The 24,777-nt window shown below is 67.6% G+C and carries 23 protein-coding genes; 12 read left to right on the plus strand and 11 right to left on the minus strand.

What is annotated here, in order from left to right:
* Nucleotides 1-4: 4 nt before the first annotated feature.
* Nucleotides 5-772, plus strand: a complete 768-nt coding sequence (locus AQY21_RS09230) for an amino acid ABC transporter ATP-binding protein (RefSeq protein ID WP_058097383.1) — start codon at nucleotides 5-7, stop codon at nucleotides 770-772.
* A gap of 162 nt (nucleotides 773-934) precedes the next feature.
* Nucleotides 935-1,837: a calcium-binding protein gene (locus AQY21_RS09235; protein ID WP_058097435.1), complete on the plus strand. Its 903-nt coding sequence runs from the start codon at nucleotides 935-937 to the stop codon at nucleotides 1,835-1,837.
* A gap of 71 nt (nucleotides 1,838-1,908) precedes the next feature.
* Here AQY21_RS09235 and AQY21_RS09240 read toward each other — a convergent pair whose 3' ends face one another.
* Nucleotides 1,909-2,769 (minus strand): D-amino-acid transaminase, encoded by an 861-nt coding sequence (locus AQY21_RS09240; RefSeq protein WP_058097384.1) that lies wholly within the window; start codon nucleotides 2,767-2,769, stop codon nucleotides 1,909-1,911.
* A 165-nt stretch (nucleotides 2,770-2,934) separates the two neighbouring features.
* Here AQY21_RS09240 and AQY21_RS09245 point away from each other — a divergent pair, with 165 nt between their 5' ends.
* Nucleotides 2,935-3,891 carry an L-malyl-CoA/beta-methylmalyl-CoA lyase gene (locus AQY21_RS09245; RefSeq protein WP_058097385.1) on the plus strand — a complete coding sequence of 319 codons (957 nt, stop codon included), beginning with the start codon at nucleotides 2,935-2,937 and terminating at the stop codon, nucleotides 3,889-3,891.
* 415 nt (nucleotides 3,892-4,306) lie between these two features.
* Here the strand turns inward: AQY21_RS09245 and AQY21_RS09250 are convergent, their stop codons facing one another.
* The 4 genes from AQY21_RS09250 to AQY21_RS09265 are packed head-to-tail and all read right to left on the minus strand — an operon-like array spanning nucleotide 4,307 to nucleotide 9,353.
* Nucleotides 4,307-5,929, minus strand: coding sequence for an ABC transporter ATP-binding protein (locus tag AQY21_RS09250; protein WP_058097386.1), 1,623 nt, complete (start codon nucleotides 5,927-5,929; stop codon nucleotides 4,307-4,309).
* On the minus strand, nucleotides 5,926-6,735 hold the full coding sequence (locus tag AQY21_RS09255) for an ABC transporter permease (protein ID WP_058097387.1): 810 nt from the start codon (nucleotides 6,733-6,735) through the stop codon (nucleotides 5,926-5,928). The genes AQY21_RS09250 and AQY21_RS09255 overlap by 4 nt, the downstream gene beginning before the upstream one ends.
* A complete protein-coding gene (locus AQY21_RS09260) occupies nucleotides 6,732-7,670 on the minus strand; it encodes an ABC transporter permease (RefSeq protein WP_058097388.1) in 939 nt (312 codons plus the stop codon). Before AQY21_RS09260 ends, AQY21_RS09255 begins: the two co-directional genes overlap by 4 nt.
* 48 nt (nucleotides 7,671-7,718) lie before the next feature.
* The gene (locus tag AQY21_RS09265) at nucleotides 7,719-9,353 is read right to left on the minus strand and encodes an MFS transporter (RefSeq protein ID WP_058097389.1); all 1,635 of its coding nucleotides are present in this window, start codon (nucleotides 9,351-9,353) and stop codon (nucleotides 7,719-7,721) included.
* Between the two features lie 258 nt (nucleotides 9,354-9,611).
* Between AQY21_RS09265 and AQY21_RS09270 the strand changes: the two genes are divergently transcribed.
* Complete coding sequence (locus AQY21_RS09270) at nucleotides 9,612-10,913, plus strand: D-amino acid dehydrogenase (RefSeq protein WP_058097390.1); 1,302 nt, start codon at nucleotides 9,612-9,614, stop codon at nucleotides 10,911-10,913.
* Nucleotides 10,914-10,974: 61 nt separating this feature from the next.
* Here AQY21_RS09270 and AQY21_RS09275 read toward each other — a convergent pair whose 3' ends face one another.
* Complete coding sequence (locus tag AQY21_RS09275; RefSeq protein ID WP_058097391.1) at nucleotides 10,975-11,235, minus strand: GlsB/YeaQ/YmgE family stress response membrane protein; 261 nt, start codon at nucleotides 11,233-11,235, stop codon at nucleotides 10,975-10,977.
* Between the two features lie 314 nt (nucleotides 11,236-11,549).
* On the opposite strand from AQY21_RS09275, the gene AQY21_RS09280 reads away from it, so the two are divergent.
* From AQY21_RS09280 to AQY21_RS09290, 3 genes are all read left to right on the plus strand, one after another.
* A complete protein-coding gene (locus AQY21_RS09280) occupies nucleotides 11,550-12,296 on the plus strand; it encodes a L,D-transpeptidase (RefSeq protein ID WP_058097392.1) in 747 nt (248 codons plus the stop codon).
* Nucleotides 12,297-12,420: 124 nt separating this feature from the next.
* The gene (locus AQY21_RS09285; protein WP_058097393.1) at nucleotides 12,421-12,981 is read left to right on the plus strand and encodes a hypothetical protein; all 561 of its coding nucleotides are present in this window, start codon (nucleotides 12,421-12,423) and stop codon (nucleotides 12,979-12,981) included.
* Between the two features lie 71 nt (nucleotides 12,982-13,052).
* The gene (locus tag AQY21_RS09290) at nucleotides 13,053-13,964 is read left to right on the plus strand and encodes a lytic transglycosylase domain-containing protein (RefSeq protein ID WP_058097436.1); all 912 of its coding nucleotides are present in this window, start codon (nucleotides 13,053-13,055) and stop codon (nucleotides 13,962-13,964) included.
* A gap of 64 nt (nucleotides 13,965-14,028) precedes the next feature.
* Here the strand turns inward: AQY21_RS09290 and AQY21_RS09295 are convergent, their stop codons facing one another.
* The 3 genes from AQY21_RS09295 to serB form a co-directional block, all read right to left on the minus strand.
* Complete coding sequence (locus tag AQY21_RS09295) at nucleotides 14,029-15,498, minus strand: ABC transporter substrate-binding protein (protein ID WP_058097394.1); 1,470 nt, start codon at nucleotides 15,496-15,498, stop codon at nucleotides 14,029-14,031.
* 60 nt (nucleotides 15,499-15,558) lie between these two features.
* Nucleotides 15,559-16,251, minus strand: coding sequence for a phosphatidylcholine/phosphatidylserine synthase (locus tag AQY21_RS09300; protein ID WP_058097395.1), 693 nt, complete (start codon nucleotides 16,249-16,251; stop codon nucleotides 15,559-15,561).
* A gap of 94 nt (nucleotides 16,252-16,345) precedes the next feature.
* Nucleotides 16,346-17,221: a phosphoserine phosphatase SerB gene (gene serB, locus AQY21_RS09305; protein ID WP_058097437.1), complete on the minus strand. Its 876-nt coding sequence runs from the start codon at nucleotides 17,219-17,221 to the stop codon at nucleotides 16,346-16,348.
* A 193-nt stretch (nucleotides 17,222-17,414) separates the two neighbouring features.
* On the opposite strand from serB, the gene AQY21_RS09310 reads away from it, so the two are divergent.
* From AQY21_RS09310 to hspQ, 5 genes are all read left to right on the plus strand, one after another.
* Nucleotides 17,415-18,569: a phosphoserine transaminase gene (locus AQY21_RS09310; protein WP_058097396.1), complete on the plus strand. Its 1,155-nt coding sequence runs from the start codon at nucleotides 17,415-17,417 to the stop codon at nucleotides 18,567-18,569.
* A 115-nt stretch (nucleotides 18,570-18,684) separates the two neighbouring features.
* Nucleotides 18,685-20,274: a phosphoglycerate dehydrogenase gene (gene serA, locus AQY21_RS09315; RefSeq protein ID WP_058097397.1), complete on the plus strand. Its 1,590-nt coding sequence runs from the start codon at nucleotides 18,685-18,687 to the stop codon at nucleotides 20,272-20,274.
* Between the two features lie 52 nt (nucleotides 20,275-20,326).
* Nucleotides 20,327-21,055 carry a metallophosphoesterase gene (locus tag AQY21_RS09320; RefSeq protein WP_058097398.1) on the plus strand — a complete coding sequence of 243 codons (729 nt, stop codon included), beginning with the start codon at nucleotides 20,327-20,329 and terminating at the stop codon, nucleotides 21,053-21,055.
* 135 nt (nucleotides 21,056-21,190) lie between these two features.
* On the plus strand, nucleotides 21,191-22,819 hold the full coding sequence (locus tag AQY21_RS09325) for a Na/Pi cotransporter family protein (protein WP_058097399.1): 1,629 nt from the start codon (nucleotides 21,191-21,193) through the stop codon (nucleotides 22,817-22,819).
* 302 nt (nucleotides 22,820-23,121) lie between these two features.
* Nucleotides 23,122-23,454 (plus strand): heat shock protein HspQ, encoded by a 333-nt coding sequence (hspQ, locus tag AQY21_RS09330; protein WP_058097400.1) that lies wholly within the window; start codon nucleotides 23,122-23,124, stop codon nucleotides 23,452-23,454.
* A 12-nt stretch (nucleotides 23,455-23,466) separates the two neighbouring features.
* On the opposite strand, the gene AQY21_RS09335 is transcribed toward hspQ, so the two are convergent.
* Both AQY21_RS09335 and AQY21_RS09340 read right to left on the minus strand, forming a co-directional pair.
* Nucleotides 23,467-24,024 (minus strand): ATP-binding protein, encoded by a 558-nt coding sequence (locus AQY21_RS09335; RefSeq protein WP_058097401.1) that lies wholly within the window; start codon nucleotides 24,022-24,024, stop codon nucleotides 23,467-23,469.
* Nucleotides 24,021-24,368, minus strand: coding sequence for an STAS domain-containing protein (locus AQY21_RS09340; protein ID WP_058097402.1), 348 nt, complete (start codon nucleotides 24,366-24,368; stop codon nucleotides 24,021-24,023). The genes AQY21_RS09335 and AQY21_RS09340 overlap by 4 nt, the downstream gene beginning before the upstream one ends.
* Nucleotides 24,369-24,777: the final 409 nt, after the last annotated feature.

Below are 24,777 nucleotides of genomic sequence, written 5' to 3' on the forward strand. Positions count from 1 at the left end.
CTGCATGACTACCGGAACCGCCCCCGCCCTGAGCGACGAGACCGCGATCGAGATCGTCAAGCTCAACAAATGGTACGGCACCTTCCATGTGCTGCGCGACATCGACCTGGTGGTCAGCCGGGGCGAGCGCATCGTCATCGCCGGGCCCTCGGGCTCGGGCAAGTCCACGCTGATCCGCTGCATCAACCGGCTGGAAGAGCACCAGTCCGGCAAGATCATCGTGGACGGCACCGAGCTGACCAACGACCTGAAGAACATCGACAAGGTGCGCTCCGAGGTCGGGATGGTGTTCCAGCATTTCAACCTGTTCCCGCATCTGACCATCCTGGAGAACTGCACGCTGGCGCCGATCTGGGTGCGCAAGATCCCCAGGCGCGAGGCCGAGGAGACGGCCATGCATTTCCTGACCAAGGTCAAGATCCCCGAGCAGGCGCATAAATATCCCGGCCAGCTGTCGGGCGGCCAGCAGCAGCGCGTCGCCATCGCCCGGGCGCTGTGCATGCGGCCGCGGATCATGCTGTTCGACGAGCCGACCTCGGCGCTGGACCCCGAGATGATCAAGGAGGTTCTGGACACCATGATCGAGCTGGCCGAGGACGGCATGACCATGCTCTGCGTGACCCATGAGATGGGCTTTGCCCAGGCGGTGGCGCATCGGGTGATCTTCATGGACCAGGGCCAGATCGTCGAGCAGAACACGCCGAAGGAGTTCTTCAACAACCCCCGCTCCGAACGCACCAAGCTGTTCCTCAGCCAGATCCTGGGGCATTGAGCGGCGCGGGCGCGGGGGACTTCGCGTCCCCCGTCCGCCGCGGGGCGCGGCGGACTCCCCCTGCGGGATATTTGCCCACGGAAGAACGACCCGGTTTGCGGGCGGTTGCGGGTCGTGGCGCGGCCGGTCTATCCTGCCGCCGACCGCTTCGGAGATTTCGCGATGAACCAGACCATATTCCTGATGCTCGGCCTGTTGGGTCTTGTCGGAATCGGCTCGGTCGTGTCGAGCAACGACGACGACCATGCGCCGGAAGGCGATCCCATCGATCCCCGGCTCGATAGCGGCAATCTTATCGAGGGCGACGATGAGCCCAATGAGATCACGGGCACCGACGAGGATGACAGCATCCTGGCAAAGGGCGGCGACGATACGGTCCATGGCGGCGCCGGCGACGACGGCATCCGCACCTGGGACGGCGATGACCTGGTGGATGGCGGGGCGGGCAACGACCTGATCTATACCGGCCGCGGCAACGATACGGTCAGCGCCGATCCGGGCGATGACGAGATCTATCTGGGTGCGGATGACGACCTTTACGGCGCCTATGACCTGGGCGCCGACGAGGGCGACGACACCATCGATGGCGGCTCGGGCAATGACACGATCATCACCAATCTGGGCCATCACTCGATTACCGGCGGGACGGGCGACGACCGGATCGAGGACCACGGCGGTGCCGTCCATATCGACGGCGAGGATGGCGACGACCTGATCCTGTCGCCCGATGCCTCGGACCCCGAGCGGCCGGACACGCTGCTGGGCGGTGTCGGCGACGATACGATCCATGCCGGGGCGGGCGATATCGTCGAGGGCGGCGAGGGGGCAGACCTGATCGTGCTGCGCAGCGACGCGGGCGGCGCGGCCGACATCGCCTATGGGGGCGCCGACAACATCACCATTACCCTGGCCGAAGACTATGCCGGCGCCGAGGACTATGTGCTGGTGCAGGACGGCGATGATGTGCGCGTGGTTCTGGATGGCGAGGATATCGCCATCCTGCGCGACACGCTGGCCCGCGACGTGCGCGCGATCAGCCTGGTGCGCGAGAGCGCGACGGCCTGATTCCCGCGCCCGGGCAATGAAAAAGGCGCGCGGGTTACCCTGCGCGCCTTGGCATTGGTGGCGGTCTGGATTCACACCGCGGACTTGCGCGATTCCTCCAGATAGAGCTCGCGCAGGCGGGCCGCCACCGGGCCGGGCTTGCCCTGGCCCAGCTTCACGCCGTCGATCTCGACCACCGGCAGCACGAAGGCCGAGGCCGAGGTGAAGAAGGCCTCGTCCGCCGCCTGCGCCTCTTCGATGGTGAAGGGGCGCTCCTCGATCTGCATCTGTGCCTCGGCGGCATAGCGCAGGAGCGAGGCGCGGGTGATGCCGTGCAGGATGTCGTTCGACAGCTGGCGGGTGACGATCTTGCCGTCCTTGACGATATAGGTGTTGTTCGAGGTGCCCTCGGTCACGAAACCGTCCTCGACCAGCCAGGCATCGTCGGCGCCCCTGGCCTTGGCCTCCATCTTGGCCATCGAGGGATAGAGCAGCTGCACGGTCTTGATGTCGCGCCGGTGCCAGCGCAGGTCGGGGATCGAGATCACCCGGATGCCGGTTTTCGCCTGCGGATTGTCGGCAAGGCCCGGCTTGGACTGGGTGAACATGACCACGGTCTGGGGCGTGTCCTCGGGCGGATAGGCGAAATCGCGGTCGCCGGGATTGCCGCGCGTGACTTGCAGATAGACCATGCCCTCGGTCACGTCGTTCAGCGCCACCAGCTGGCGATGCGCGGCGAGCCATTCCTCGTCGCTCAGCGGGTTGCCCATGCCCAGCTCGGCCAGCGAGCGGGTCAGCCGCGCCATATGGCCGGCGAAGTCCAGCAGCTTGCCGTCCAGCACGCTGGTCACCTCATAAACGCCGTCGCCCATCACGAAGCCGCGGTCGAAGATCGACACCTTGGCTTCGGCTTCCGGCAGGTAGTCGCCATTCAGATAGACGGTGCGGGTCATGTCATTCTCCTGTCCCAGGGGCTTGTGGCGCGGTCCTGCGCCGAAAGCGGCAGAGCGTCAAGATGCGCGGGCTTTTGCATGTGCAGAATCGGCTTGATGCAGGCGCAGCAACTATCTATCAGTTTCGCAGCGCCGTTTGAAACATCCTTACCCGAAAGGCAAGCCATGTCCTTCCGCACGCAACCTGCCGCGCCCGCCCGTCTGAACCGCTGCCAGCTTTTCGGCCCCGGCTCGCGCGAGTCGCTGTTCGAAAAGATGGCCGGCTCGGCCGCCGATGTCATCAACCTGGATCTGGAGGATTCGGTGGCGCCCGACGACAAGGAACAGGCGCGCCGCAACGTGATCCAGGCCATCGGCGATATCGACTGGGGAACCAAGACCCTGTCGGTGCGCATCAACGGGCTGGACACGCCCTATTGGTATCGCGACGTGGTGGACCTGCTGGAACAGGCCGGCGAGCGGCTGGACCTGATCATGATCCCCAAGGTCGGCAACGCCGCCGACATCTATGCCGTGGACGCGCTGGTGACGGCCGTCGAGGCCGCCAAGGGCCGGCAAAAGCGCATCGGCCTGGAGGTGATCATCGAATCCGCCGCCGGCATCACCCATGTCGAGGAGATCGCCGCCGCGAGCCCCCGCTTGCAGGCGATGAGCCTGGGCGCGGCAGATTTCGCCGCCAGCATGGGCATGGCCACCACCGGCATCGGCGGCACCCAGGAAAACTACTACATGCTGCACGAGGGTGCGAAATACTGGTCCGACCCCTGGCACTGGGCGCAGACCGCCATCGTCGCCGCCTGCCGCACCCATGGCGTGCTGCCGGTCGACGGCCCCTTCGGCGATTTCAGCGACGACGAGGGCTTCCGGGCGCAGGCCCGCCGCTCGGCCACGCTGGGCATGGTCGGCAAATGGGCGATTCATCCCAAGCAGGTGGCGCTGGCCAACGAGATCTTTTCGCCCAGCGAAAAGGCCGTGACCGAGGCGCGCGAGATCCTGGCGGCGATGGAGGAAGCCAAGCGGACCGGCGCCGGCGCGACCGTATACAAAGGTAGACTGGTTGACATAGCGTCCATCCGTCAGGCACAAGTGATCGTGCGTCAGGCAGAATTGATCGGGGCCTGACCTGCAAGGATACCTGGGCGGCTACGCGGGGAGGCTGGCCGCCATGACAGGGGAGGAGCAACAGGCCCTGCGGCTGCGCGGGGCCTGTTGTCGTTGGGCCAAACGCTTTGGGCGGGCCACAGAAATTCCTTTTTAATCAATGCTCTGCATGCCGCGCTGCCGGGCGCGGCTTTGACTGTCCTTATGGGCTTCAGCCCTCGGCGTCGCAGGTTTCGGGGCGCCTGGCACTTCGGGCCAGCGGATCGGGCGTCCGGTGGCGCGGTGCCCAGTCGGGAATCGGCGATTCGGGCATGGCCGGCAACGGGCCGCCGGAGAGGCTCCGGCTGCCGGGTATTGCTGCCCCCGGGTTGACCGGGCGCTTGCGGTGATCTTCGCGTGCCATCTTTCGATCCGCTTTCGAACCAGCCCGCAGCACCTATGGGGCGAAGGGCGAAAGTGCAACCCCGCTGACCTGTTCGTGAAGCTGCCATTCCGCCGGAATGCGCGGCGTCGCGGCCAGCAGGCTTTGCGTATAGGGGTGCTGCGGCGTCTCCATCACCCTGTGGGTCGGGCCGGTCTCGACGATGCGGCCCTTTTCCATGATCATCACCCGGTCGGTGATCCGGCGCACCACCGACAGGTCGTGGCTGATGAACAGATAGGACAGGCCGTGGCTACCCCGCAGCCGCGCCAGCAGGTCCAGCACCTGCGCCCGCACCCGCACGTCCAGCGCGCTGACCGCCTCGTCCAGCACGATCAGCTGGGGCTTGATGATCAGCGCCCGGGCGATGGCGATGCGCTGGCGCTGGCCGCCGGAAAATTCGTGGATGTGCCGGCGCATGGCGTCGCCGGTGATGCCGACCTCGTACAACGCCTCGGCCACCTGTTCGCGCCAGTCCCGGGGCAGGCCGGTCAGGTGAAAGGGCTCGGCCACCAGCCGCTCGACCCGCCAGCGCGGATCGAAGCTGCCGAACGGGTCCTGGAACACCACCTGCATCTTGGCGCGCAAATCGGCCGGCATGGCGCGGCCGGCGCGGACTTCCTGCCCGTCCAGCAGGATGCGACCGCCTTGCAGCCGGTCGAGCCCCAGGATCGCCCGCGTCAGCGTCGATTTCCCGCAGCCGGATTCGCCGACCAGCCCCACCGATTCCCCGGCATCGATGCAAAAGCTGACCCCGTCCACCGCCCGCAGGCTGCCGCGTGGCGCGGTCAGGCCGCGGCGGGGCAGGGGATATTCGCGCATCGCCGCCTCGACCTGCAACAACGGCCGGGATTTGTCCGAGGGCAGCACCAGCCGCGGCTGATGGGTCGAGGCGGCGAACAGCGCGCGGGTATAGGGGTGGCTCTGTTGGCGGAACACCGTGTCGGTCGGGCCTTCCTCGACGATCTGGCCGTTCTGCATGACCGCCACGCGGTCGGCGATGCCGGCCACCACCGCAAGATCGTGGGTGATGAGCAGCAGCGCCATCCCCTCGTCCCTGACCAACCCGCGCAGCAGGTCGAGGATCCTGGCCTGCGTGGTCACGTCCAGCGCGGTCGTCGGCTCGTCCGCGATCAGCAGCTCGGGACGTTCGGCGATGGCCAGCGCGATGGCGACGCGCTGGCGCTGGCCGCCGGACAGTTCGTGCGGATACAGCGTCAGCGGAAAGCGCGGCGCGGCGAGGCCGACGCGGTCCAGCCGGTCGCGGGCACGTTCCAGCGCCGCCTTGCGGTCCAGGCGCTGATGGATGCGCAGCACCTCGGCCACCTGGTCGCCGATGCTCATCAGCGGATTCAGCGCCGTCATCGGCTCCTGAAAGATCATGCCGATGCGCTTGCCGCGGATGCGGCACAGCGCCCGCTCGGGCAGGTCCAGCAGGTTCCGGCCGTCCAGATCCACCCGGCCCTCGGCCCGCACCGCCTCGGGCAGCAGGCCCATGATGGCCAGCGCCGCCATGGACTTGCCCGAGCCGCTTTCGCCGACCAGCCCGGTGATCCGGCCGGGCGGCAGCGCCAGGTCGATGCCGCGCAGGATCTCATGCGGGCCGATCTCGACCGAAAGACGGCTGGTCTCGATCATGGCGACCTGCGTAGTCTGGGATCCAGCGCGTCGCGCAGCCCGTCGCCCAGCAGGTTCAGCCCCAACACGGTGACGACGATGGCGAGGCCGGGGATGATGGCGACATGCGGGGCCAGCGCCACCATGGTCTGCGCCTCGGCCAGCATCCGGCCCCAGCTGGGCGTGGGCGGCTGCGCGCCGAGGCCGACATAGGAAAGGCCCGCTTCGGCCAGGATGCCCAGGCTGAACTGGATGGTGCCCTGCACGATCAGGAGGTTGGCGATGTTCGGCAGGATGTGCTGGGTGCTGATCCGGCTCGCGCCCTTGCCCGCGACCTGGGCCGCGCGGATATAGTCCAGCGTCCAGATCGGCAGCGCGGCCCCGCGGGTGACGCGGGCAAAGACCGGGATGTTGAAGATGCCGATGGCGATGATCGCGTTCAGCGCCGATGGCCCCAGCGCCGCGGTGATCAGGATGGCGATGACGAGGCTGGGAAAGGCGAAGACCAGGTCGTTGCCGCGCATGACGATCTCGTCGATCCAGCCGCCGCGCGCCGCGGCGAGCAGGCCCAGCGGCACGCCGAAACCCATGCCGATGCCCACCGCGACCAGCGCCACCGCGATCGAGGTGCGGGCGCCGACCATGATCATCGACAGCATGTCGCGGCCGAAATGGTCGGTGCCCAGCCAATGCTGGCCCGAGGGCGGCAGCAGCTTCTGTGCGATGGCGAGCTGCGTCACATCGGCCGGCGTCCAGATGAACGAGACCAGCGCCGCGACCAGCGCCAGCCCGGAAAGCAGGGCGCCGAGGATCAGCGAGGCCCTCATTTGCGCAGCCTCGGATCGATCAGCGCATAGGACAGGTCCACGAGGAAGGTGACCAGGATCACCGCCGCCACCAGCACCAGCACCGCGCTTTGCACGACGATCAGGTCGCGCTGGGTGATGGCCTGAAAGATCAGCCGGCCCAGGCCGGGCAGGTAAAAGACGTTCTCGATGATGATCGCTCCGGCCAGCAGGAACGAGAACTGCATGCCCAGGATGGTCAGCACCGGGATCAGCGCGTTGCGCAGCGCGTGGCGCGATAGCGCCTGCCCGGCGCTCAGCCCCTTGGCGCGGGCGGTGCGGATGTAGTCCTGTCCCAGGGTCTCGACCAGGGCCGAGCGCAGCACGCGGGCCAGGATCGCCGCTTGCGGCAGGGCCAGGGCGACGGCGGGCAGAATCAGCGATTTCAGCGCCGCGCCGGGATGGTCCCATCCCGGAAAGCCGCCGGCCGGCAGCAGCCGCAGGTTTACCGCGAAGACCAGCACCAGCAGCATGGCGAACCAGAAGTTCGGCAGCGCGATGCCGATCTGCGTCGCCCCCATCACCACCGTGTCGCCCGCCCTGCCGCGGCGCGCGGCGGCGAACATGCCGATGGGCAGGGCGATCAGCGCCGCCAGCGCCAGCGCCATCAGCGCCAGCGGCAGCGAGACCTGCATCCGGTCGAGGATCATCCCGGCCACCGGCGTCTTGTAGGTGAAGCTGTGGCCCAGGTCGCCCGTCAGCACGCCGCCCAGCCAATGCAGGTAGCGCAGCGGCAAGGGCAGATCCAGGCCCATCTGCTGGCGCAGCGCCGCCACCGTCTCGGGCTGGGCGCCGGTGCCCAGCATGAAGCTGGCCGGATCGCCCGGCACCAGCTCGACCACCGAAAAGATCAGCGCCGAGGCCACGAGCAGGCTCAGGCCAAGCGAGATCAGGCGGCGGATCACATAGCGCAGCATGGGGAAACGCTAGTGCGGCTTTCCGCGCCGGTAAAGCCGCCTTTGCGGTCAGGGCACTTCCAGCTTGCCGATCAGCGGCACGTCGTCGTCCAGGCTGACGGTGTGGCGCTCGATCATGCGGTGGACGACCGGCGGCTCCTTGCCCCGATGCAGCTTGTTGATGTCCTGATAGGTTTCGAAATCCGCCTTGGTGCGGCGCAGGTTGTGGCGGATGTATTCGTCCCAGGTGGCGATGTGATAGCTTTCGGTCCATCGCTCCGGATGTTCCAGATCGCGCAGCAGCGCCCAGTTCCGCGCGCCGTCGCGGCGGCGGATATTGCGGCGCGCCGCCATCAGGCGCAGGAATTCCGGCACGTCCAGCTGGTCGATCTCGTAATCCACCATCACCATGATCGGCCCCGAGCGGCCGCGCAGGTCCAGCGCCAACTCGGGCTCGCGAAAGCGGTTCACCGGGTCCAGGTCCAGCGTGCCGAATTCCGGGATGCGCAGCCAGTGCCCCAGCACCGCGCCCAGGAACAGCGGCAGCGAGGCGGCGATCAGCGCCGTCTCCACGTCGTAATTGTTGGTGACCGAGCCCCAGGCCCAGCTGCCCGCCGCCATGCCGCCAAAGACCGCGGTCTGGTAGAGCGCCAGCGCCCGCGCCACCACCCAGCGCGGCGTCGAAAGCTGTACGGTGACGTTGAACAGCGACAGCGCCAGCACCCAGCTTGCGCCTGCGGGCAGCATGGCCAGCGCGTGCAGCCAGGTGCTTTCGGTCAGCGCCAGCAGCAACGCCGAGGCGCCGAAGGCGGCGAAGGCGACGCGGACCACGTTCTCATTGTCCAGCCGCTCGCGCACCAGCGGGTTGATCAGCGCGCCGCAGATCGCGCCGACCCCGAAGCTTCCCAGCAGCAGGCCGAACAGCAGCGAGCCGCCCGCCGGGTTCTGCTTGGCCACCAGCGGCAAGAGCGCCATGACGACGATGGCCGAAAAGCCGAACAGCCCCCCGCGCGTCAGCACCCGGACCAGGTTCGGCGACAGCGCCACATAGCGCAGCCCGGCGCCCACCGCGGCGACGAAGGGCTCGGGCGTGGTGGTGCGGGGCGGCGTCACCGGATGCCAGCGCATGAGCGCGCCGAGCAGCGGAATGTAGCTCACGGCGTTGACCGCGAAGGCGGCGGCGGCGCCGAAGGCGGCGGTGATGATCCCGCCCGCCGCCGGCCCGACGCTGCGCATCAGGTTGAAGCCGACCGAGTTCAGCGAGACCGCCGCCGGCAAGTCGTCGCGCGGCACCAGATCCTGCATGCTGGCCTGCCAGGGCGGGTTGTAGATCGCCTGCCCGACCCCGATCAGGAAGGTCAGCGACAACAGCAGCAGGGGCGTCATCCAGCCCTGCCAGGTCAGCACCGCCAAAAGCACCGAGACCAGCGCCATGAAGACCTGCGCGCCCAGCAGCAGGGTGCGGCGGTCGAAGATATCGGCCAGCGCGCCCGACAGCAGCGCGAACAGCATGATCGGCAGCGTGTTCGATGCCTGCACCAGCGCAATCAGCGTCGCCGAATCGGTCAGTTGCGTCATCATCCAGGCTGCGCCCACCGCCTGCACAAGCCCGCCGAAATTCGAGATCAGCGTCGCCGACCAGAGCAGGCGAAAGTCGCGGTGGCGAAACGGGGCAAAGGGGCTCTTGCGGGCAGGGGCTGGCATGATCCGAAAAATCTGGGGCGCGCGGCGATACGCCCAACCTTAGGCAGAGCCCCGCTGGGCCGCAATCGGGGTGGCCGATTCTTTCCGGACCCGCCTTTTCTTCCACAAGTCGGAGATATGATCGAAGAATATTCGATCATAATGCGATAATGACGGATATACTTGTAGTCCAACCACGATCTTGCGGCGGAATCGGGATTTCATTTCTGCGCGGGCTGCTATCCTTGCCTTCAACTCGGATTTGGGAGGTGCGCGAATATGAAGATCATCGTTCTTGGTGCCGGCGTCCTGGGCGTCACCTCGGCCTGGTATCTGGCCAAGGCCGGGCATGAGGTGACGGTGATCGACCGGCAGGAGGGGCCGGCGCTGGAAACCAGCTTTGCCAATGCCGGCGAGATCTCGCCCGGCTATTCCTCGCCCTGGGCGGCGCCCGGCGTGCCGCTGAAGGCGATGAAATGGATGTTCCAGCGCCATGCGCCGCTGGTCATCCAGCCCAGGCTGGACTGGCAGCGCGTGTCCTGGATGGCGCGGATGCTGGCGAACTGCACCTCCTCGGCCTATGCCGTGAACAAAAGCCGCATGGTGCGGCTGGCCGAATACAGCCGCGACTGCCTGGGCGAGCTGCGGGCCGAGACCGGCATCCGCTATGACGAGCGCACGCAGGGCACCTTGCAGGTGTTCCGCAAGCAGCAGCAACTCGACGCGGCCGGCAAGGATATCGAGGTGCTCAAGGCCGACGGCGTGCCCTTCGAAGTCCTGGACCGCGACGGCTGCGTCGCCGCCGAGCCGGGGCTGGCCGGTTCGGCCGAGCGGATCGTGGGCGGGCTGCGCCTGCCGGGCGACGAGACCGGCGATTGCTTCCTGTTCACCAACCGCTTGGCCGAGATGGCGGCGGCGGCCGGCGTGACCTTCCGCTGGGGCGTCAGCATCGAGGCGCTGGAGGCCGAGGGCGGCCGCATCAGCGCCGTGCGCACCGACCAAGGCCGGCTGACCGCCGACCGCTATGTGCTGGCCATGGGTTCCTATTCGCCGCAGATAGTGCGGCATCTGGGCTTGCGGCTGCCGGTCTATCCGCTCAAGGGCTATTCGCTGACCATCGACATCCAGGACGAAAGCCGTGCGCCGGTCTCGACGGTGATGGACGAGACCTACAAGGTCGCGATCACCCGCCTGGGCGACCGCATCCGCGTCGGCGGGCTGGCCGAGATCGCCGGCTACGACCTGAGCCTGAACCCGCGCCGGCGCGAGACGCTGGCGAAATCGGTGGGCGAGCTGTTCGGCGGCGCAGGCGATGCGGATCAGGCGCTGTTCTGGACCGGGCTGCGGCCGATGACGCCGGACGGCACGCCCATCGTCGGCGCGACGCCGATCCCGAACCTTTACCTGAACACCGGGCACGGGACGCTGGGCTGGACCATGTCGGCGGGTTCGGGGCGGCTGCTCGCCGATCTGATCTCGGGCCGCAAGCCCGATATCGCCGCCGAGGATCTGGGCTATGCCCGCTATCTGCGCGGCGCCAAGGCAGCGGTTCGGCCGGCGCTGCAACCCGCCCGCGCCTGACATCGCGGCAGGCATGAAAAAAGGGGGCCCTTAAGGCCCCCTTTCTTGCGGTTCGGCCGGATCAGGCTCGCTTGACGAGCTGCAGCACCACCAGCAGGATCACCGCGCCGAGCGTGGCGAAGATGATCGTGCCGAGGATCGGGGCCGAGGCGCCCATTCCGATGCCGAGCATCGGGAACAGCCAGCCCGCGATCACCGCACCCAGGATGCCGATGACGATGTTCATCAGCAGGCCCTCGCCATGGCCCTTGACGATCACTCCGGCCAGCCAGCCGGCGATCGCGCCGATGATGAGGGTGATGAGCAGGGCGGTCAGGGTCATGAAATGCTTCCTTCCCTTGCAGGTTTCCGGCTTAAGGCCGGTCCGGCAAGCAAACGCCTTGCGCCCCGCGCGGGTTCCGAAACCCGGCATTTGTCCCCGGCAAGCGTAGAAAACCGCGCGTTTCGGCAACAGTTCGGTAACGATTGCGCATATCCCCGGGGTCCGAGGCTTGACGCCGCAGAACCGGCAAGGCTGATAAAGGGTTGGAACTTTTGCCCGCCCTCTGCTCGGGCGGGGCGCGTCATCCGACGCAACCTCACCGCTGCCACGGCCGCGTCCCTCCCGGGCGCGGCGCGTTACGAAGGGAAATACCGATGCGCCTTGCTCCGCTTCTGCTGGCGATGGGCCTTGGCCTTGCCGCCTGCGCGCCCACCCCCGAGACCCCGGCTGCGCCGCCGCCCGATCGAGGCGTCTATGGCGCGCGGACCGATACCGGCCCCAATGGCGAGCCGATCGAGATCCACGCCGTCCGCCCCGCCTATCTGACCGAGCGCAACCGCCGCCAGCAGGTTCCTTATAACGGTTCCGAGGCGCCGGGCACCATCGTCGTCGATCCCTATGCGCGTTTCCTGTATCACGTGCTGGGGAACGGCCAGGCGATGCGCTATGGTGTCGCAGTCGGCCAGGCGGGCAAGAATTTCCAGGGCACGGCGACGATCGGCCGCAAGCATGCCTGGCCCAGCTGGACGCCCACCGCGAACATGGTCCGCACCCAGCCCGAGCTTTACGGCCCGCTCAAGGGTGGGCTGCGCGGCGGGGTGGACAACCCGCTGGGTTCGCGCGCGCTGTATCTCTACAAGGGTGGGCGCGACACCATGTATCGCATCCACGGCACCATGGACCCGTCCTCGATCGGCAAGGCCACCTCGGCGGGCTGCATCCGGCTGTTCAACCAGGACATCATGGACTTGTTCAACGAGATCCCCAGCGGCACGTCCGTCAAGGTCCGCACCCGGGCCGAAAGCCTGGCGCTGGAGGGGCCGCTGGTCGAATTGCCGAACGGCTACCTGGAACCGGCGGGGGGCGAGGTGCAGACCGCCGAGGCTCAGCCGGCGCAATAGCCGCGCCCGGATCGCTGCCATTTTCGCGCCCCGGCCCGGTCACGGCCGGGGCGTTCTTTCTCTGGCCAGCGCCGGCGGGCCGTGGCAGATTTCGCGCAGAAAGCGCCTGAAAGGGGAGAGTTCCATGGCCAAGCCCGCCGATCAGACCACCGCAGGCTCGCGCGATCTGGATGCGCTTGTCGAGCAGACCCAGACCGCCGCGCTGCGCCTGCTGGACCAGGACGCGCTGAGCAGCTTGCAGCGCGAGCTGCGCGCCATGAAGCAGCGCGAGCCGGACGAGGCGGTGCGCAAGGCGCTAGGGCAGGCGATGCGCCGCGCCGCCGCCGAGAAGCGCCGCCGCAAGGAACAGGGCGAGGCGCTCGAGTCCGCCGCCCCCGAGCCTGTCGCCGATATCCCCGCCGCACCGGTCGCGCCGCCCGCCGAGGCGGCCAAGCCCCCGCGTCCGATTCCGCCCAAGCCGGACAAGGCCGAGCGCAAGCGCATCAAGGAAGCCGAGAAGGCCGAGAAGAAGCGCGTGAAAGAGGCCGAGAAGGCCGAGCGCAAGGCTGCGAAACAGGCGGCGAAGGCGGCCGAGAAGGAAGCCGCCAAGGCCGCCCGAAAGGCAGCAAGGGCGGCGCCTGCTGCCACCCTGAAAAAGGGCCGGGCGGGCAAGGGCGGGGCCCGCAAGGGCAAGAAGGCCGAATGACGGCCGGCGCGGTTTTCAAGCCGCGCCCTGGCTGCTATGGGAAACCCGTCCGATCCGTTTCCGAGTCTTGCATGCGCCGTCTGGTCCTGACCCTTGTCGCCGTGCTGGCCGCAACCGCTGCCCCCGCCTATGAGGCGGTGGATGCGCTGCTGGGGCTGCGGGCGCCGCGCCCGTCCGAGAAGCTGCGCTGCACCGATGACGGGATGTATTGCATCTCGGTCGCCACCTATGTGCCCGATGTCTGCTCGGTCATCGAGCGGGCGGCGGGCAGGAACGGACTCGACCCGCATTTTTTCGCCCGGCTCTTGTGGAAGGAAAGCCTGTTCGAGCCAGGCGCCATCAGCCCGGTCGGCGCCATGGGCATCGCCCAGTTCATGCCCGGCACCGCCCAGATGGTCGGGCTGGACGATCCCTTCAACCCGGCCAAGGCCATCGAGGCCTCGGCGCGCTATCTGGCGACGCTGACCGCGAGCTTCGGCAATGTCGGCCTGGCCGCCGTCGCCTATAACGGCGGCGAGAACCGGGCGGCGCGTTTCGTCTCGCAGGGCGGCAGCCTGCCCTGGGAGACGCAGGATTACGTCCAGGCGATCACCGGCCAGACGGCCTGGATCTGGCGTGACACGCCTCCGGCCCGGCTGGACGTGCGGCTGGACAAGGAGCGGCCCTTCCGCGAGGCCTGCATCGAGCTGGCCGGCAAGCGCAAGCTGCGCGAGTTCCAGACCCCCGAGCACCCCTGGCCCTGGGGCGTGATCGTCGCCACCCATCCCAGCCAGTCCGGCGTCAGCCAGCAGGTCGCCCGGCTGAACCGGCAATTGCGGCCGATCCTGGGCGGCAAGCGCGTGAGCTATGTGCATCGCAAGGTTTCGGGCGGGCCGCGCAAGCTTTATACCGCGCAGATCGGCTATTCTTCGAAGACCGAGGCCCATGCCTTTTGCAACCGGCTGCGCAGCCTGGGCGGGCGTTGCCTGGTCCTGAAGAACTGAAAACGCCGCGCGGCTGGCGGCGTTCCTTGAGTATTTGGGAAACGGTGAAACCGGTGCCGCTCGGCTATTCCTTCCAGCGCACCTGGGTCAGGTCGTTTGCCGGCATGGGGGCGTTTTCCCAGAGCCCCTCGATCTCTGCCTTGGCGACGCCGGTTTTCGCCATCTGGAACAGGAAGGCATTGGCGTAGTCGTCGGCGAGGATTTCCTGCGCCTGTTTCAGCAGTGCCGAGCGTTCCGCCGGCTCGGTGGTGGCGTCGAGCTTGGCCATGACCTCGTTGAAGGCCGGGTTGCGATAGTTGAAATAGTAGTTCTCGCGCCCGTAGATGCCGATATCCATCGGCTCGACATGGCTGATGATGGTCAGGTCGTAATCGGCGTTCTTGAACACCTGCTCCAGCCATTGCGCCCATTCCATGTTGGTGATCTGCGTCTGGATGCCCACGGCGCGCAGTTTGGCCGCGACGATCTCGCCGCCGCGGCGGGCATAGGGCGTCGGCGGCAGGGCGAGGCGCAGGGTCAGGTTTTCGGCGCCCGCCTCGGCCAGCAGCTTTTTCGACAGCTCCGGATCGTATTGCGATTTCGCGGTCAGATCGACGTAATCGGGATGGTGCGGCGCGAAATGCGTGCCGATGGGCGTGCCATGGCCGAACATGGCGCCGTCGATGATTTCCCGGCGGTCGATGGCATGGGCGATGGCCGCGCGCACCTTCACCTCGGCCAGGGCCGGATGCTTGTGGTTCATGGCCAGGATCGTCTCGCCCTCGGTGGTGCCGACCAGCACCTTGAAGCGCGGATCGGCTTGCAGCTGGGGCAGGGTTTCCGGGGCCGGGTAGATCGGGAAGGCGTCGATGTCGCCCGCCATCAGCGCCGCGAAGGCGGCGCTGGGATCGCCGATGAAGCGGAAGGTCGCGGTCTTCAGTGTCGGCTTTTCGCCCCAATAGCCCTCGAAGGTGTCGAGCCGGATATGGTCGCCCTGCCGCCATTCGCCGAACCTGAACGGGCCGGTGCCGACGGGTTTTGTGGCGATCTCTGCGATACTGGCCTCATCCACCATCACCGCGTCGCCCCAGGCCATCTTGAAGGGGAAGCCGCCGTCCGGGGCCTTGAGCGTGACGCGGACGGTCAGCGGGTCCAGGGCCTCGACAGTCTCGATGCCCTCGAACAGGGCCTTCTGGGCATTGGTGCTGTCGGGCGCGCGGGCGCGGTCGAGCGAGAAGATCACGTCCTGCGCGTCGAAGGCGCTGCCGTCGTGGAAGGTCACGTTCGGGCGCAGGTGGAAGGTGTAGGCTTGGCCGTCGGCGCTGTCCCAGCTTTCGGCCAGGCCGGGCTGCACGCTGCCGTCGGGCGCGACGCGGGTCAGACCCTCGAAGACATTGGCATAGACCACTTCGTCGATGGCGGCGGCGGCGCCTCCGGTCGGGTCCAGGTTCGGCGGCTCCAGCACCATGGCCAGCGTGATCGAATCCTGCGCCGCCAGCGCCGGCGTGGCCAGCATGACCGCCGCGGCGGCGGCCTGCATGAGTTTCGCGAACATCCCTGTCCCCCCTTTGGGCTGATCCTCAGTCAGGCACATTCCGGGGAAATCGCCCGGCGATCAAGCCCGCCGCTCGGTCAGCTGCTGGGCGAGGCCGGCGAAGATCAGCCAGAGCGAGCTGAGCAGCAGTCCCCAGCGGGCAAAGCTTTCGGGATGGAAATCGACCAGCACCGCCCAGACCGAGAAGCCGACCCAGACCACCGTCACCGGCAGCGAGACCGCGCGCCAACGTTCGGTGCGCATCGGGTGGATGAACTTCACATTGGTGAACATGGTGATCGTCAGCGCCACCACGATGGCCAGGGTCAGCCAGAAATCCGGCTTGAGCGCGAACAGCACCAGCACCACCATGTTCCAGCAGGCCGGGAAGCCGGCAAAGGAATTGTCGCGGGTCTTCATGCGGGTGTCGGCGAAATAGATCACGCTGCCATAGGTGATGGCGATGATGGCGATCCAGCCGGTCCAGCCGGGCAGCAGCCCCGACATGAACAGCGCATAGGCCGGGATGAAGACATAGGTCAGGTAGTCGATGATCAGGTCCATCAACATGCCGTCATAGGTCGGCCAGTTGGTCTTGACGTGATAGCGTCGCGCCAGCGGCCCGTCGACGCCGTCCACGATCAGCGCGACGACCAGCCAGAAGAACATCTGCGACCACTCACCCCGGACGGCTGCCAGCAGGGCAAGCATGGACAGCACCGCTCCGGTTGCGGTCAGCAGATGCACGGCGAGGGCTTTGAGACGCGGATTCATCCCCCTGCTTCTGTCACCGAACGGTCATGGCCGCAAGTTCGCCCGGGGGTGCACGCTGCGCTTTGCCGCAGGGTGATGCGGGGATGCCGACAGCCTATGCGGCGAATTCCTCGGCCGCGTAGCCTTGCAGATAGAGCAGCGCGGTCAGGTCGGCGTGGTTGATTCGCAGCTCGACCTGGGCCGCGACCACCGGCTTGGCATGCAGCGCCACGCCCATGCCGGCCAGCTGGAGCATGTCGAGATCGTTTGCGCCGTCGCCCACCGCCAGCGCATCGGCGGGCGACAGGCCGCGGCTGGCGGTGATGTCGCGCAGCGCCTCGACCTTGGCTTCGCGGCCCAGGATCGGCAGGCCGACATGGCCGGTCAGCACCCCCTCCTGGGCCAGCAGCGTATTGGCGCGATGCTCGTCGAAGCCGAGCGCGCCGGCGACCGGGCCGGTGAAGACGGTGAAGCCGCCTGAAACCAGCGCCGTATAAGCTCCCTGGCTGCGCATGGTGGCGACCAGCTGCCGGCCGCCGGGGGCCAGCGTGATGCGGCTGTCCAGCACCTCGCCGATGGCGGTTTCGGGCAGGCCGGCCAACAGGTTGACGCGGGCGAGCAGGGCCTCGTGGAAGTTCAGCTCGCCGTTCATGGCCCGGGCGGTGATGGCGGCCACGCGCTCGCCCACGCCGGCGACATCGGCCAGTTCGTCGATGCATTCCTGCTGGATCATGGTCGAATCCATGTCGGCGAGCAGGACCGCCTTGCGCCGGCCCATGGTCGGCTGGAGGGCAAGGTCGAAGCCCTCGGCCTGCAACCGCTCCCAGACCTGCCAGAAATCCTGCGGCTCGGCGGCGACGGGGAATTCGGCAGCGATGCCCTGGGCCAGCCAGAGCGGGTGGCCGCCGCTCCAGGCGCTGCGGAGTTCATCGACCAGCGAGGCGGGCAGGTCCGCGCGGCTGGGCGCGGCGAGGATGGTGACGGTGAACATGAAGGCCCCCTCGGCGTTTGTTTCCGGCAGCACTAGCCAAAGCGGTGCGGGGGATCAATCGGTCGGATTCATGCCGCGAATCTGTCGCAAACATGGCTTGCAATTTTTTCTTGCGAGAATCTTTCGGCGGCGCTAAGGCGGTCAGCGGGACACGCCGCCCCAACGCGGCGCTTATAGCTGGAAGGCTAACATCATGGGCAAGACTGCTCCGGCCGCGCGGCCGGCCAATCCGCGCTTTTCCTCGGGCCCCTGCGCCAAGATCCCCCATTTCTCGCTGGACATGCTTGCCGACGCGCCGCTGGGCCGTTCGCATCGTGCCGCCGTGGGCAAGGCCAAGCTGGCCGAGGCCATCGACCTGACCCGCGCGGTGCTGGGCGTGCCGGCGGATTACCGCATCGGCATCGTGCCCGCCTCGGATACCGGCGCCGTCGAGATGGCGCTGTGGTCGCTGCTGGGCGCGCGCAAGGTCGAGATGCTGGCCTGGGAGAGCTTCGGCGAGGGCTGGGTCACCGACGTGGTCAAGCAGCTGAAGCTGGACGCGGTGGTCCGCAAGGCCGATTATGGCAAGATCGTCGATTTTGCCGAGGTCGATTTCGACCATGACGTCGTCTTTACCTGGAACGGCACCACCTCGGGCGTGCGGGTGCCGAACGGCGATGCGATCCCCGCGGACCGCGCCGGGCTGACCATCTGCGACGCCACCTCGGCCGCCTTCGCGATGGATCTGCCTTTCGATAAGCTGGATGTGGTGACCTTCAGCTGGCAGAAGGTGCTGGGCGGCGAGGGCGCGCATGGCGTGCTGATCCTGAGCCCGCGCGCCGTCGAGCGGCTGGAGAGCCATACCCCGGCCTGGCCGCTGCCGAAGATCTTTCGCATGACCAAGGGCGGCAAGCTGATCGAGGGCATCTTCAAGGGCGAGACCATCAACACGCCCTCGATGCTTTGCGTCGAGGATTACCTGGTGGCGCTGAAATGGGCGCAGTCGCTGGGCGGCCGCAAGGCGCTGGTCGCCCGCGCCGAGGCGAATGCCAAGGCCGTGCGCGACTTCATCGCCGGCAAGGACTGGATCGCCGACCTGGCCGAGGATCCGGCCACCGCCTCGACGACGAGCGTGTGCCTGAAATTCACCGATCCGCGCATCAAGGACGGTGCCGCCTTTGCCAAGGCCGTGGCCAAGCGGCTGGAGAAGGAAGGCGTGGCGCTGGATGCCGGCGCCTATCGCGACGCGCCCCCCGGCCTGCGCATCTGGTGCGGCTCGACCGTCGAGACCGCGGATGTCGCGGCGCTGATGCCCTGGATCGAATATGCCTTCGAGGCCGAGATCGAGGCGCAGGCGGAAGTCGCCTGACCGATCTGCCGGGCCGGGGCTCTGCCCCGGACCCCGGGATATTTGGACACGAAAGAAGCCGAGTTGCAGCGCCTGCGGCGCGCTGCCGGCCCCCGCATATCCAGAGGATAGAGAAATGCCCAAGGTTCTTGTTTCGGACAAGCTTTCGGAAACCGCCGTCCAGATCTTTCGCGACCGCGGCGTCGATGTGGACTACCTGCCGGATGTCGGCAAGGACAAGGAGAAGCTCGCCGAGATCATCGGCCAGTATGACGGCCTGGCCATCCGCTCGGCCACCAAGGTGACGGCGAAGCTGCTGGAGAGCGCCGGCCGGCTGAAGGTGATCGGCCGCGCCGGGATCGGGGTCGACAACGTGGACATTCCGGCGGCCTCGAAGAAGGGCGTGATCGTGATGAACACGCCTTTCGGCAACTCGGTCACCACCGCCGAGCATGCCATCGCGCTGATGTTCGCCGTGGCCCGGCAATTGCCCGAGGCCAGCGTCTCGACCCATGAGGGCAAGTGGGAGAAGAACCGCTTCATGGGGGTCGAGGTCTTCAACAAGATCCTGGGTGTGATCGGGGCGGGGAACATCGGTTCCATCGTCATCGACCGGGCGCTGGGGCTGAAGATGAAGGTTCTGGCCTATGACCCCTTCCTGTCCGAGGAGCGGGCCAAGGAACTGGGCGTGAAGAAGGTCGAGCTGGACGAGCTGCTGGCCAAGGCCGATTTCATCACCCTGCATGTGCCGCTGACCGACAAGACCCGCAACATCCTGTCGCGCGAGAACCTTGGGAAGACCAAGAGGGGCGTGCGCATCGTCAACGCCGCCCGCGGCGGGCTGATCGACGAGGAGGCGCTGGCCGAGCTGCTGAAATCGGGCCATGTCGCCGGCGCGGCGCTCGACGTCTTCGCCACCGAGCCCGCGACCGAGAGCCCGCTGTTCGGCCTGTCCAATGTGGTGGTGACGCCGCATCTGGGCGCCTCGACCACCGAGGCGCAGGAGAACGTGGCCCTGCAAGTCGCCGAGCAGATGTCGGATTACCTGCTGACCGGCGCGGTGCAGAACGCGCTGAACATGCCCTCGGTCACGGCCGAGGAGGCCGCCGTCATGGGGCCCTGGCTGAAGCTGGCCGGCCATCTGGGCGCCTTCATCGGCCAGATGACCGACGAGCCGATCAAGGCGATCAACGTGCTTTACGACGGCGTCGCCTCCGAGATGAACCTCAAGGCGCTGAACGCCGCGGTGATCGCGGGCGTGATGCAGGCAACCAACCCGGACGTGAACATGGTCTCGGCGCCGGTCATGGCGGCCGAGCGCGGCGTTCAGGTGGCGACCACGACGCAGGGCAAGTCGGGCGTTTTCGACGGCTATATCAAGGCCACCGTGGTGACCGACACCCGCGAGCGGTCCATCGCCGGCACCGTGTTCAGCGACGGCAAGCCGCGCTTCATCCAGATCCGCGGCATCAATGTCGATGCCGAGATCGGCGAGCACATGCTCTATACCCGCAACAGGGACGTGCCGGGCGTCATCGGGGCGCTGGGCATGACGCTGGGCGATCTGGGCGTGAACATCGCCAATTTCACCCTGGGCCGCACCAAGACCGGCGATGACGCCATCGCTATCCTCTATCTTGACGAGCCGCTGAAGCCCGAGGCGCTGGAGGCGCTGCGCGCCACCGGCAAGTTCCTGCAAGTGCGGCCGCTGCAATTCGAGGTTTGAACCTTGCGGACCCCCGGACTAGGTTCCGGGGGTTTTCATTTGCGGAGGCGGCATGCGGACCTATGCCATCGGCGACATCCACGGCCATCTGGAACTGCTGCGGGCGGCGCATGAGCTGATCGCGCGCGACGATGCGGCGCATAGCGGCGGTGGTACGCTGGTCCATGTCGGCGACCTGCTGGACCGCGGCCCGGATTCGCGTGGCGTGGTCGATTACCTGCTGCGCGGCCAGGCCGAGGGCCGGCCCTGGATCGTGCTCAAGGGCAATCACGACCGGTTCCTGCCGCGCTTTGTCCGGGAGCCGGGCTGGATCGACCCCGGGCTGGCCTCGGGGCGGCACTGGCTGGACCATCCCTCGCTGGGCGCGGCCGAGACCCTGGGCTCCTATGGGGTCGAGATCCGCGACCACGCCCGCACCCTGGCCGAGGTGTCGCGCGCCGTGCCCGAGGCGCATCTGCACTGGCTGGACGCGCTGCCGCTGTGGCATCTGGCCCCGCAGGCGCTGTTCGTCCATGCCGGCATCCGCCCCGGCATCGATCTGGCCCGGCAGACCGAGCATGACCTGGTCTGGATCCGCAAGGGCTTCCTGGACGATGCCGGCGATCACGGCCTGCTGGTGGTGCATGGCCACAGCCCGGTCGAGCGGGTGACGCATTTCGGCAACCGGCTGGCCATCGATACCGGCGCCGCCTATGGCGGACCGCTGAGCGTGGTGGTCTTCGACGAAACCGGGCTGCATCTGCTGAGCGAGGCCGGGCGCGAGCCGATACCGGCGCCCTGAGCCTTGCCATGTGGCAGGCTTGCCATCGCACCGGCGGGAAATGTCTCAAAACCCCCGCATCCATTGACCCCTGGGCATGAGGGGCCAAATATCAAGGGTATGCGCCTGTCGTGGCGCGTCAGGAGGTGAGGCGCCGTGCAGTCCCTTTCCGTCATCTTCCAGCTGGCTGGTGCCGTGGCGCTGCTGCTTTTCGGGCTTGGGCTGGTCCGCGACGGGATGGTGCGCGCCTTCGGGGTCAGGCTCAAGATGGTGCTGGGACGCGGCACGCGCACCGGGCTGCGGGCCTTCATTTCCGGGCTGGTGGCGACACTGGGGCTACAAAGCTCGACCGCGACGGCGCTGATGACGGCCTCTTTCGTGGATCGGGGCATGATTCGGCCACGCATGGCGCAGATCGTGCTGCTGGGCGCCAACCTGGGCACGGCACTGACCGCCTGGATCGTCGCCTCGGGGATCGAGGCGCTGGTGCCGGTGCTGCTGCTGGCCGGCTATGTGCTGCGCCGCCAGGATCGCCGGGGCTGGTCGGGCGGCGGGCTGGCGCTGATCGGCATCGCGCTGATGCTGCTGTCGCTGGGCCTGCTGGGCCATGCGACCGAACCCTTGCGCGAATCCGCGGCCATGGCGGCCTTTCTGGCCATGCTGGGCAATGCCTGGCCGGTGGCGCTGGCCATCGCGGCGGGGCTGGCGGTGATCTGCTCGTCCTCGCTGGCGGTGGTGATGCTGGTGTTGTCGCTGGGCATGGAGCCGGCCCTGACGGTGGTGCTGGTGCTGGGCGCCAATCTGGGCGGGGCGATTCCGCCGGTGCTGGCCACGGCCGGGCAGGGCATCGCCGCCCGCCGGGTCGCGCTGGGCAACCTGATCGTGCGCGGCATCGGTTGCCTTGTCGCGCTGCCCTTGGCCGGGCAGGCGGCGCAGGTGCTGACCGCCGTGCCCTTGCCGGAAACCGGGCTCGCGGTCGAGGCGCATCTGGCCTTCAACCTGGTTCTGGCGGCGGCGATCTGGCCCTTCTCGGGGCTGGTCACCCGCCTGACCGCCCTGGTCCTGCGCGAGGAGGAGCTGCCGCCGCCGATCGAGGCACAGCTGCTCGACGGCCATGCGCTGGACACGCCGGCCGTGGCGCTGGCCCGCGCCAGCCGCGCGGCGCTGGCCATCGGCGACGTGGTCGAGCGGATGCTGCAACAGGCCCGCACCGCCTTTGCCCGCGGCGACGATGCGCCCCTGGCCGAGGTTTCGGTGCTGGAGGAGCGGGTGGACCGCATGCAGCAGGAGGTCAAGAGCTTCCTGTCCCGGCTGGGCCGCGAGGCCGGCGAGGATGAGCGGCGCCAGGCCATCACCATCCTGGATTACGTCATCAACCTGGAACATGTCGGCGACATCATCGACAAGGGGCTTGGCCCCGAGATCCGCAAGAAGGCGGCGCTGTCGCTGCGCTTTTCCGAGGAGGGCTATCGCGAGCTGGACGGGCTGTTCCTGATGACCATCGAGAATTTGCAGCTTGCCCAGACCGTCTTCATGACCCGCGACCGCGACCTGGCGCGCCAGCTGATGGAGGAGAAGGTCGAGATCCGCAGGCTGGAGCGCCTGTCGGCGCAGCGCCACCTGATGCGCCTGCGCGAGGGGCGGGCGGACAGCCAGCAGACCTCGTCGCTGCACCTCGACATCCTGCGCGACCTGAAGCGGGTGAACGCGCATATCGTCTCGGTTGCGCATCCGATCCTGGACGAGGCCGATCTGCTGATCGAAAGCCGGCTGAAGACCGGCTAGCTGTGCGGTCCCGCATCCGGTGGATCGGGCTGGCGATGAACCTGTCCGGTTCTGAAGCCCAGGGATATTGGCCCGATAGGGTCTGCCGGGGCCCGGCGCAGGGGCGAAGCGGGCCTGCCCGGTCTCGGGGATCACCCGGCCCTGGGCACGGGTCCGGCCCAAGGCTGCTCCGCCGCACCCGGCGGATCTCGGAGGATTGCGGCTGCTGTCCGGGTGCCCCCCTGCCAGGCGGGCGGCTTGCAGCCGACAGGTGGACAGCGGCGGCCGGGAGCTGTAAGAGCCGGCCAAACAGGAACGATGAGATGCGGATTCCGTCCAAGAGCGCGAAATACAATCTGGGCCAGGTGGTGCGTCATCGCGAACATCCGTTCCGCGGTGTGGTCTTCGACGTGGACCCGGAATTCGCCAATACCGAGGAATGGTATGAATCCATTCCCGAGGAATCGCGCCCCTCCCGCAACCAGCCCTTTTATCACCTCTATGCCGAAACCGAGGCGACCTATTACGTCGCCTATGTGTCCGAGCAGAACCTGGTGCCGGACCATTCGGGCGAGCCGCTGGAGCATCCCGAGGTGATGGAGATGTTCGGCGAGTTCCAGGATGGCCGCTATCCCTTGCAGATCGGGCTGAACTGATCCGGCTAGGCTTCAGGTGTCGCCGGGTGGCGGGCCGGCTTGCAGCAGCGGCTCGGTCACCGGAACGATGAAGGCCAGGAAGTTCCGCCGCCCCTCGCGGAAATAGCTGAGCGAGGCGGTCAGCTCCTGGATCAGGAACCAACCGAAACCGCCCTCGGGCAGCAGCAGGATCGCCTCGGCATCCCGGGGCGGTGGACCGGTCCAGGGCAGGTCCCGCGCATCGAGGCAGGAGAGCGGCAGCGGCCTGCCGTCATCGGTCACCGCACAGGCGATGCCGCCGACATGGCGCGCGACGCAAAGATGGATCAGCGGTGCATGGGGCCGGCCGGCCAGGCGCTCTGCCTCGTTCCGGGTGCCGTGTTCGCAAATATTGTTCAGCACCTCGGCCAGCGCGAGTTCCAGCTTGGCGATCACCTCGTCCCCGGCGCTGCCGTCGAACCTTTCGCGCAAGAACAGCAGCGCCGCGCGCACGGTTGCCGGATCGGCGCGGAAGATGCGGTGAAACATCGGCTGGCGTCCGGGCGGGGGCTGGCGCAGCCGCCTTTCGGCCTGTTGGGACGAGACGCTCATCTTTCGGGCTTCTTCTGTCGGGTCTCGGTGGTCTCGGCGGTCTTGCGGATGGTCAGCACGGTGTCCATCCGGGTCAGCTGGAACACCCGCTCGACATTCGGGGTCAGCCCCGTCAGCGTCAGCCGACGCCCGGCGGGCATGGCCTTGTAGATGGCGATCACCGCGCCAAGACCCGAGCTGTCCATGAACTCGACCCCGCCCAGATCCAGCGTCACCTGCGCGCCGCCGCCGGCAATCATGCTGCGCACACGGTCCTTGAAGGCGGTGGCAATGGCGGCGTCGAGGCGTTTTTCATCGACGCGGATCGTCAGCCCGTCCGGCTGGGGCAGCAATGTCAGTTGCATTCTCGGTTCCGCTGTTTCGCTGTGGTCCGATCCCCTTCTAGCCCGGGAATCGTTACCGAGTGGTAAGCGCCGCGCGGATTTCGCTGATGGCGGGCCGAAGAATGCGGCGGATTTTCATGGTTTCAGCGGTTCCGAAAGACGGCCCCATGCGGCTGCGCAGCCGCCTGCGCCCCGTCATTGCGGCAACATGCGACACGCGCCGGCGCCGGCCATCTGCCGGCCCGGAACGGCGTTGCCCATTTTCCAGCGTCGCAGCGCGCACCGACCCCTCCTCCAAGGCGCTGCCTGCGAAACCGGCAGGGCGCTGCGGGCCTTTCATGCGTTTTCTGGCTTTGCCTCGGCTGGCCTCGGTTTTTTGCCTATTATTCCGGCAGAAAAGGCCCGGCCCTCGTCAAATTCTGATTTCGCC

The organism is Paracoccus sp. MKU1 (assembly GCF_001447385.1).
GTDB lineage: Bacteria > Pseudomonadota > Alphaproteobacteria > Rhodobacterales > Rhodobacteraceae > Paracoccus.

What these genes read in the sequence shown, in the direction of transcription:
- AQY21_RS09230 (WP_058097383.1), top strand. Translation starts at nt 5, where the DNA reads ATGACTACCGGAACCGCCCCCGCCCTGAGCGACGAGACCGCGATCGAG.
- AQY21_RS09235 (WP_058097435.1), top strand. Translation starts at nt 935, where the DNA reads ATGAACCAGACCATATTCCTGATGCTCGGCCTGTTGGGTCTTGTCGGA.
- AQY21_RS09240 (WP_058097384.1), bottom strand. Translation starts at nt 2,769, where the DNA reads ATGACCCGCACCGTCTATCTGAATGGCGACTACCTGCCGGAAGCCGAA.
- AQY21_RS09245 (WP_058097385.1), top strand. Translation starts at nt 2,935, where the DNA reads ATGTCCTTCCGCACGCAACCTGCCGCGCCCGCCCGTCTGAACCGCTGC.
- AQY21_RS09250 (WP_058097386.1), bottom strand. Translation starts at nt 5,929, where the DNA reads ATGATCGAGACCAGCCGTCTTTCGGTCGAGATCGGCCCGCATGAGATC.
- AQY21_RS09255 (WP_058097387.1), bottom strand. Translation starts at nt 6,735, where the DNA reads ATGAGGGCCTCGCTGATCCTCGGCGCCCTGCTTTCCGGGCTGGCGCTG.
- AQY21_RS09260 (WP_058097388.1), bottom strand. Translation starts at nt 7,670, where the DNA reads ATGCTGCGCTATGTGATCCGCCGCCTGATCTCGCTTGGCCTGAGCCTG.
- AQY21_RS09265 (WP_058097389.1), bottom strand. Translation starts at nt 9,353, where the DNA reads ATGCCAGCCCCTGCCCGCAAGAGCCCCTTTGCCCCGTTTCGCCACCGC.
- AQY21_RS09270 (WP_058097390.1), top strand. Translation starts at nt 9,612, where the DNA reads ATGAAGATCATCGTTCTTGGTGCCGGCGTCCTGGGCGTCACCTCGGCC.
- AQY21_RS09275 (WP_058097391.1), bottom strand. Translation starts at nt 11,235, where the DNA reads ATGACCCTGACCGCCCTGCTCATCACCCTCATCATCGGCGCGATCGCC.
- AQY21_RS09280 (WP_058097392.1), top strand. Translation starts at nt 11,550, where the DNA reads ATGCGCCTTGCTCCGCTTCTGCTGGCGATGGGCCTTGGCCTTGCCGCC.
- AQY21_RS09285 (WP_058097393.1), top strand. Translation starts at nt 12,421, where the DNA reads ATGGCCAAGCCCGCCGATCAGACCACCGCAGGCTCGCGCGATCTGGAT.
- AQY21_RS09290 (WP_058097436.1), top strand. Translation starts at nt 13,053, where the DNA reads ATGCGCCGTCTGGTCCTGACCCTTGTCGCCGTGCTGGCCGCAACCGCT.
- AQY21_RS09295 (WP_058097394.1), bottom strand. Translation starts at nt 15,498, where the DNA reads ATGTTCGCGAAACTCATGCAGGCCGCCGCCGCGGCGGTCATGCTGGCC.
- AQY21_RS09300 (WP_058097395.1), bottom strand. Translation starts at nt 16,251, where the DNA reads ATGAATCCGCGTCTCAAAGCCCTCGCCGTGCATCTGCTGACCGCAACC.
- serB (WP_058097437.1), bottom strand. Translation starts at nt 17,221, where the DNA reads ATGTTCACCGTCACCATCCTCGCCGCGCCCAGCCGCGCGGACCTGCCC.
- AQY21_RS09310 (WP_058097396.1), top strand. Translation starts at nt 17,415, where the DNA reads ATGGGCAAGACTGCTCCGGCCGCGCGGCCGGCCAATCCGCGCTTTTCC.
- serA (WP_058097397.1), top strand. Translation starts at nt 18,685, where the DNA reads ATGCCCAAGGTTCTTGTTTCGGACAAGCTTTCGGAAACCGCCGTCCAG.
- AQY21_RS09320 (WP_058097398.1), top strand. Translation starts at nt 20,327, where the DNA reads ATGCGGACCTATGCCATCGGCGACATCCACGGCCATCTGGAACTGCTG.
- hspQ (WP_058097400.1), top strand. Translation starts at nt 23,122, where the DNA reads ATGCGGATTCCGTCCAAGAGCGCGAAATACAATCTGGGCCAGGTGGTG.
- AQY21_RS09335 (WP_058097401.1), bottom strand. Translation starts at nt 24,024, where the DNA reads ATGAGCGTCTCGTCCCAACAGGCCGAAAGGCGGCTGCGCCAGCCCCCG.
- AQY21_RS09340 (WP_058097402.1), bottom strand. Translation starts at nt 24,368, where the DNA reads ATGCAACTGACATTGCTGCCCCAGCCGGACGGGCTGACGATCCGCGTC.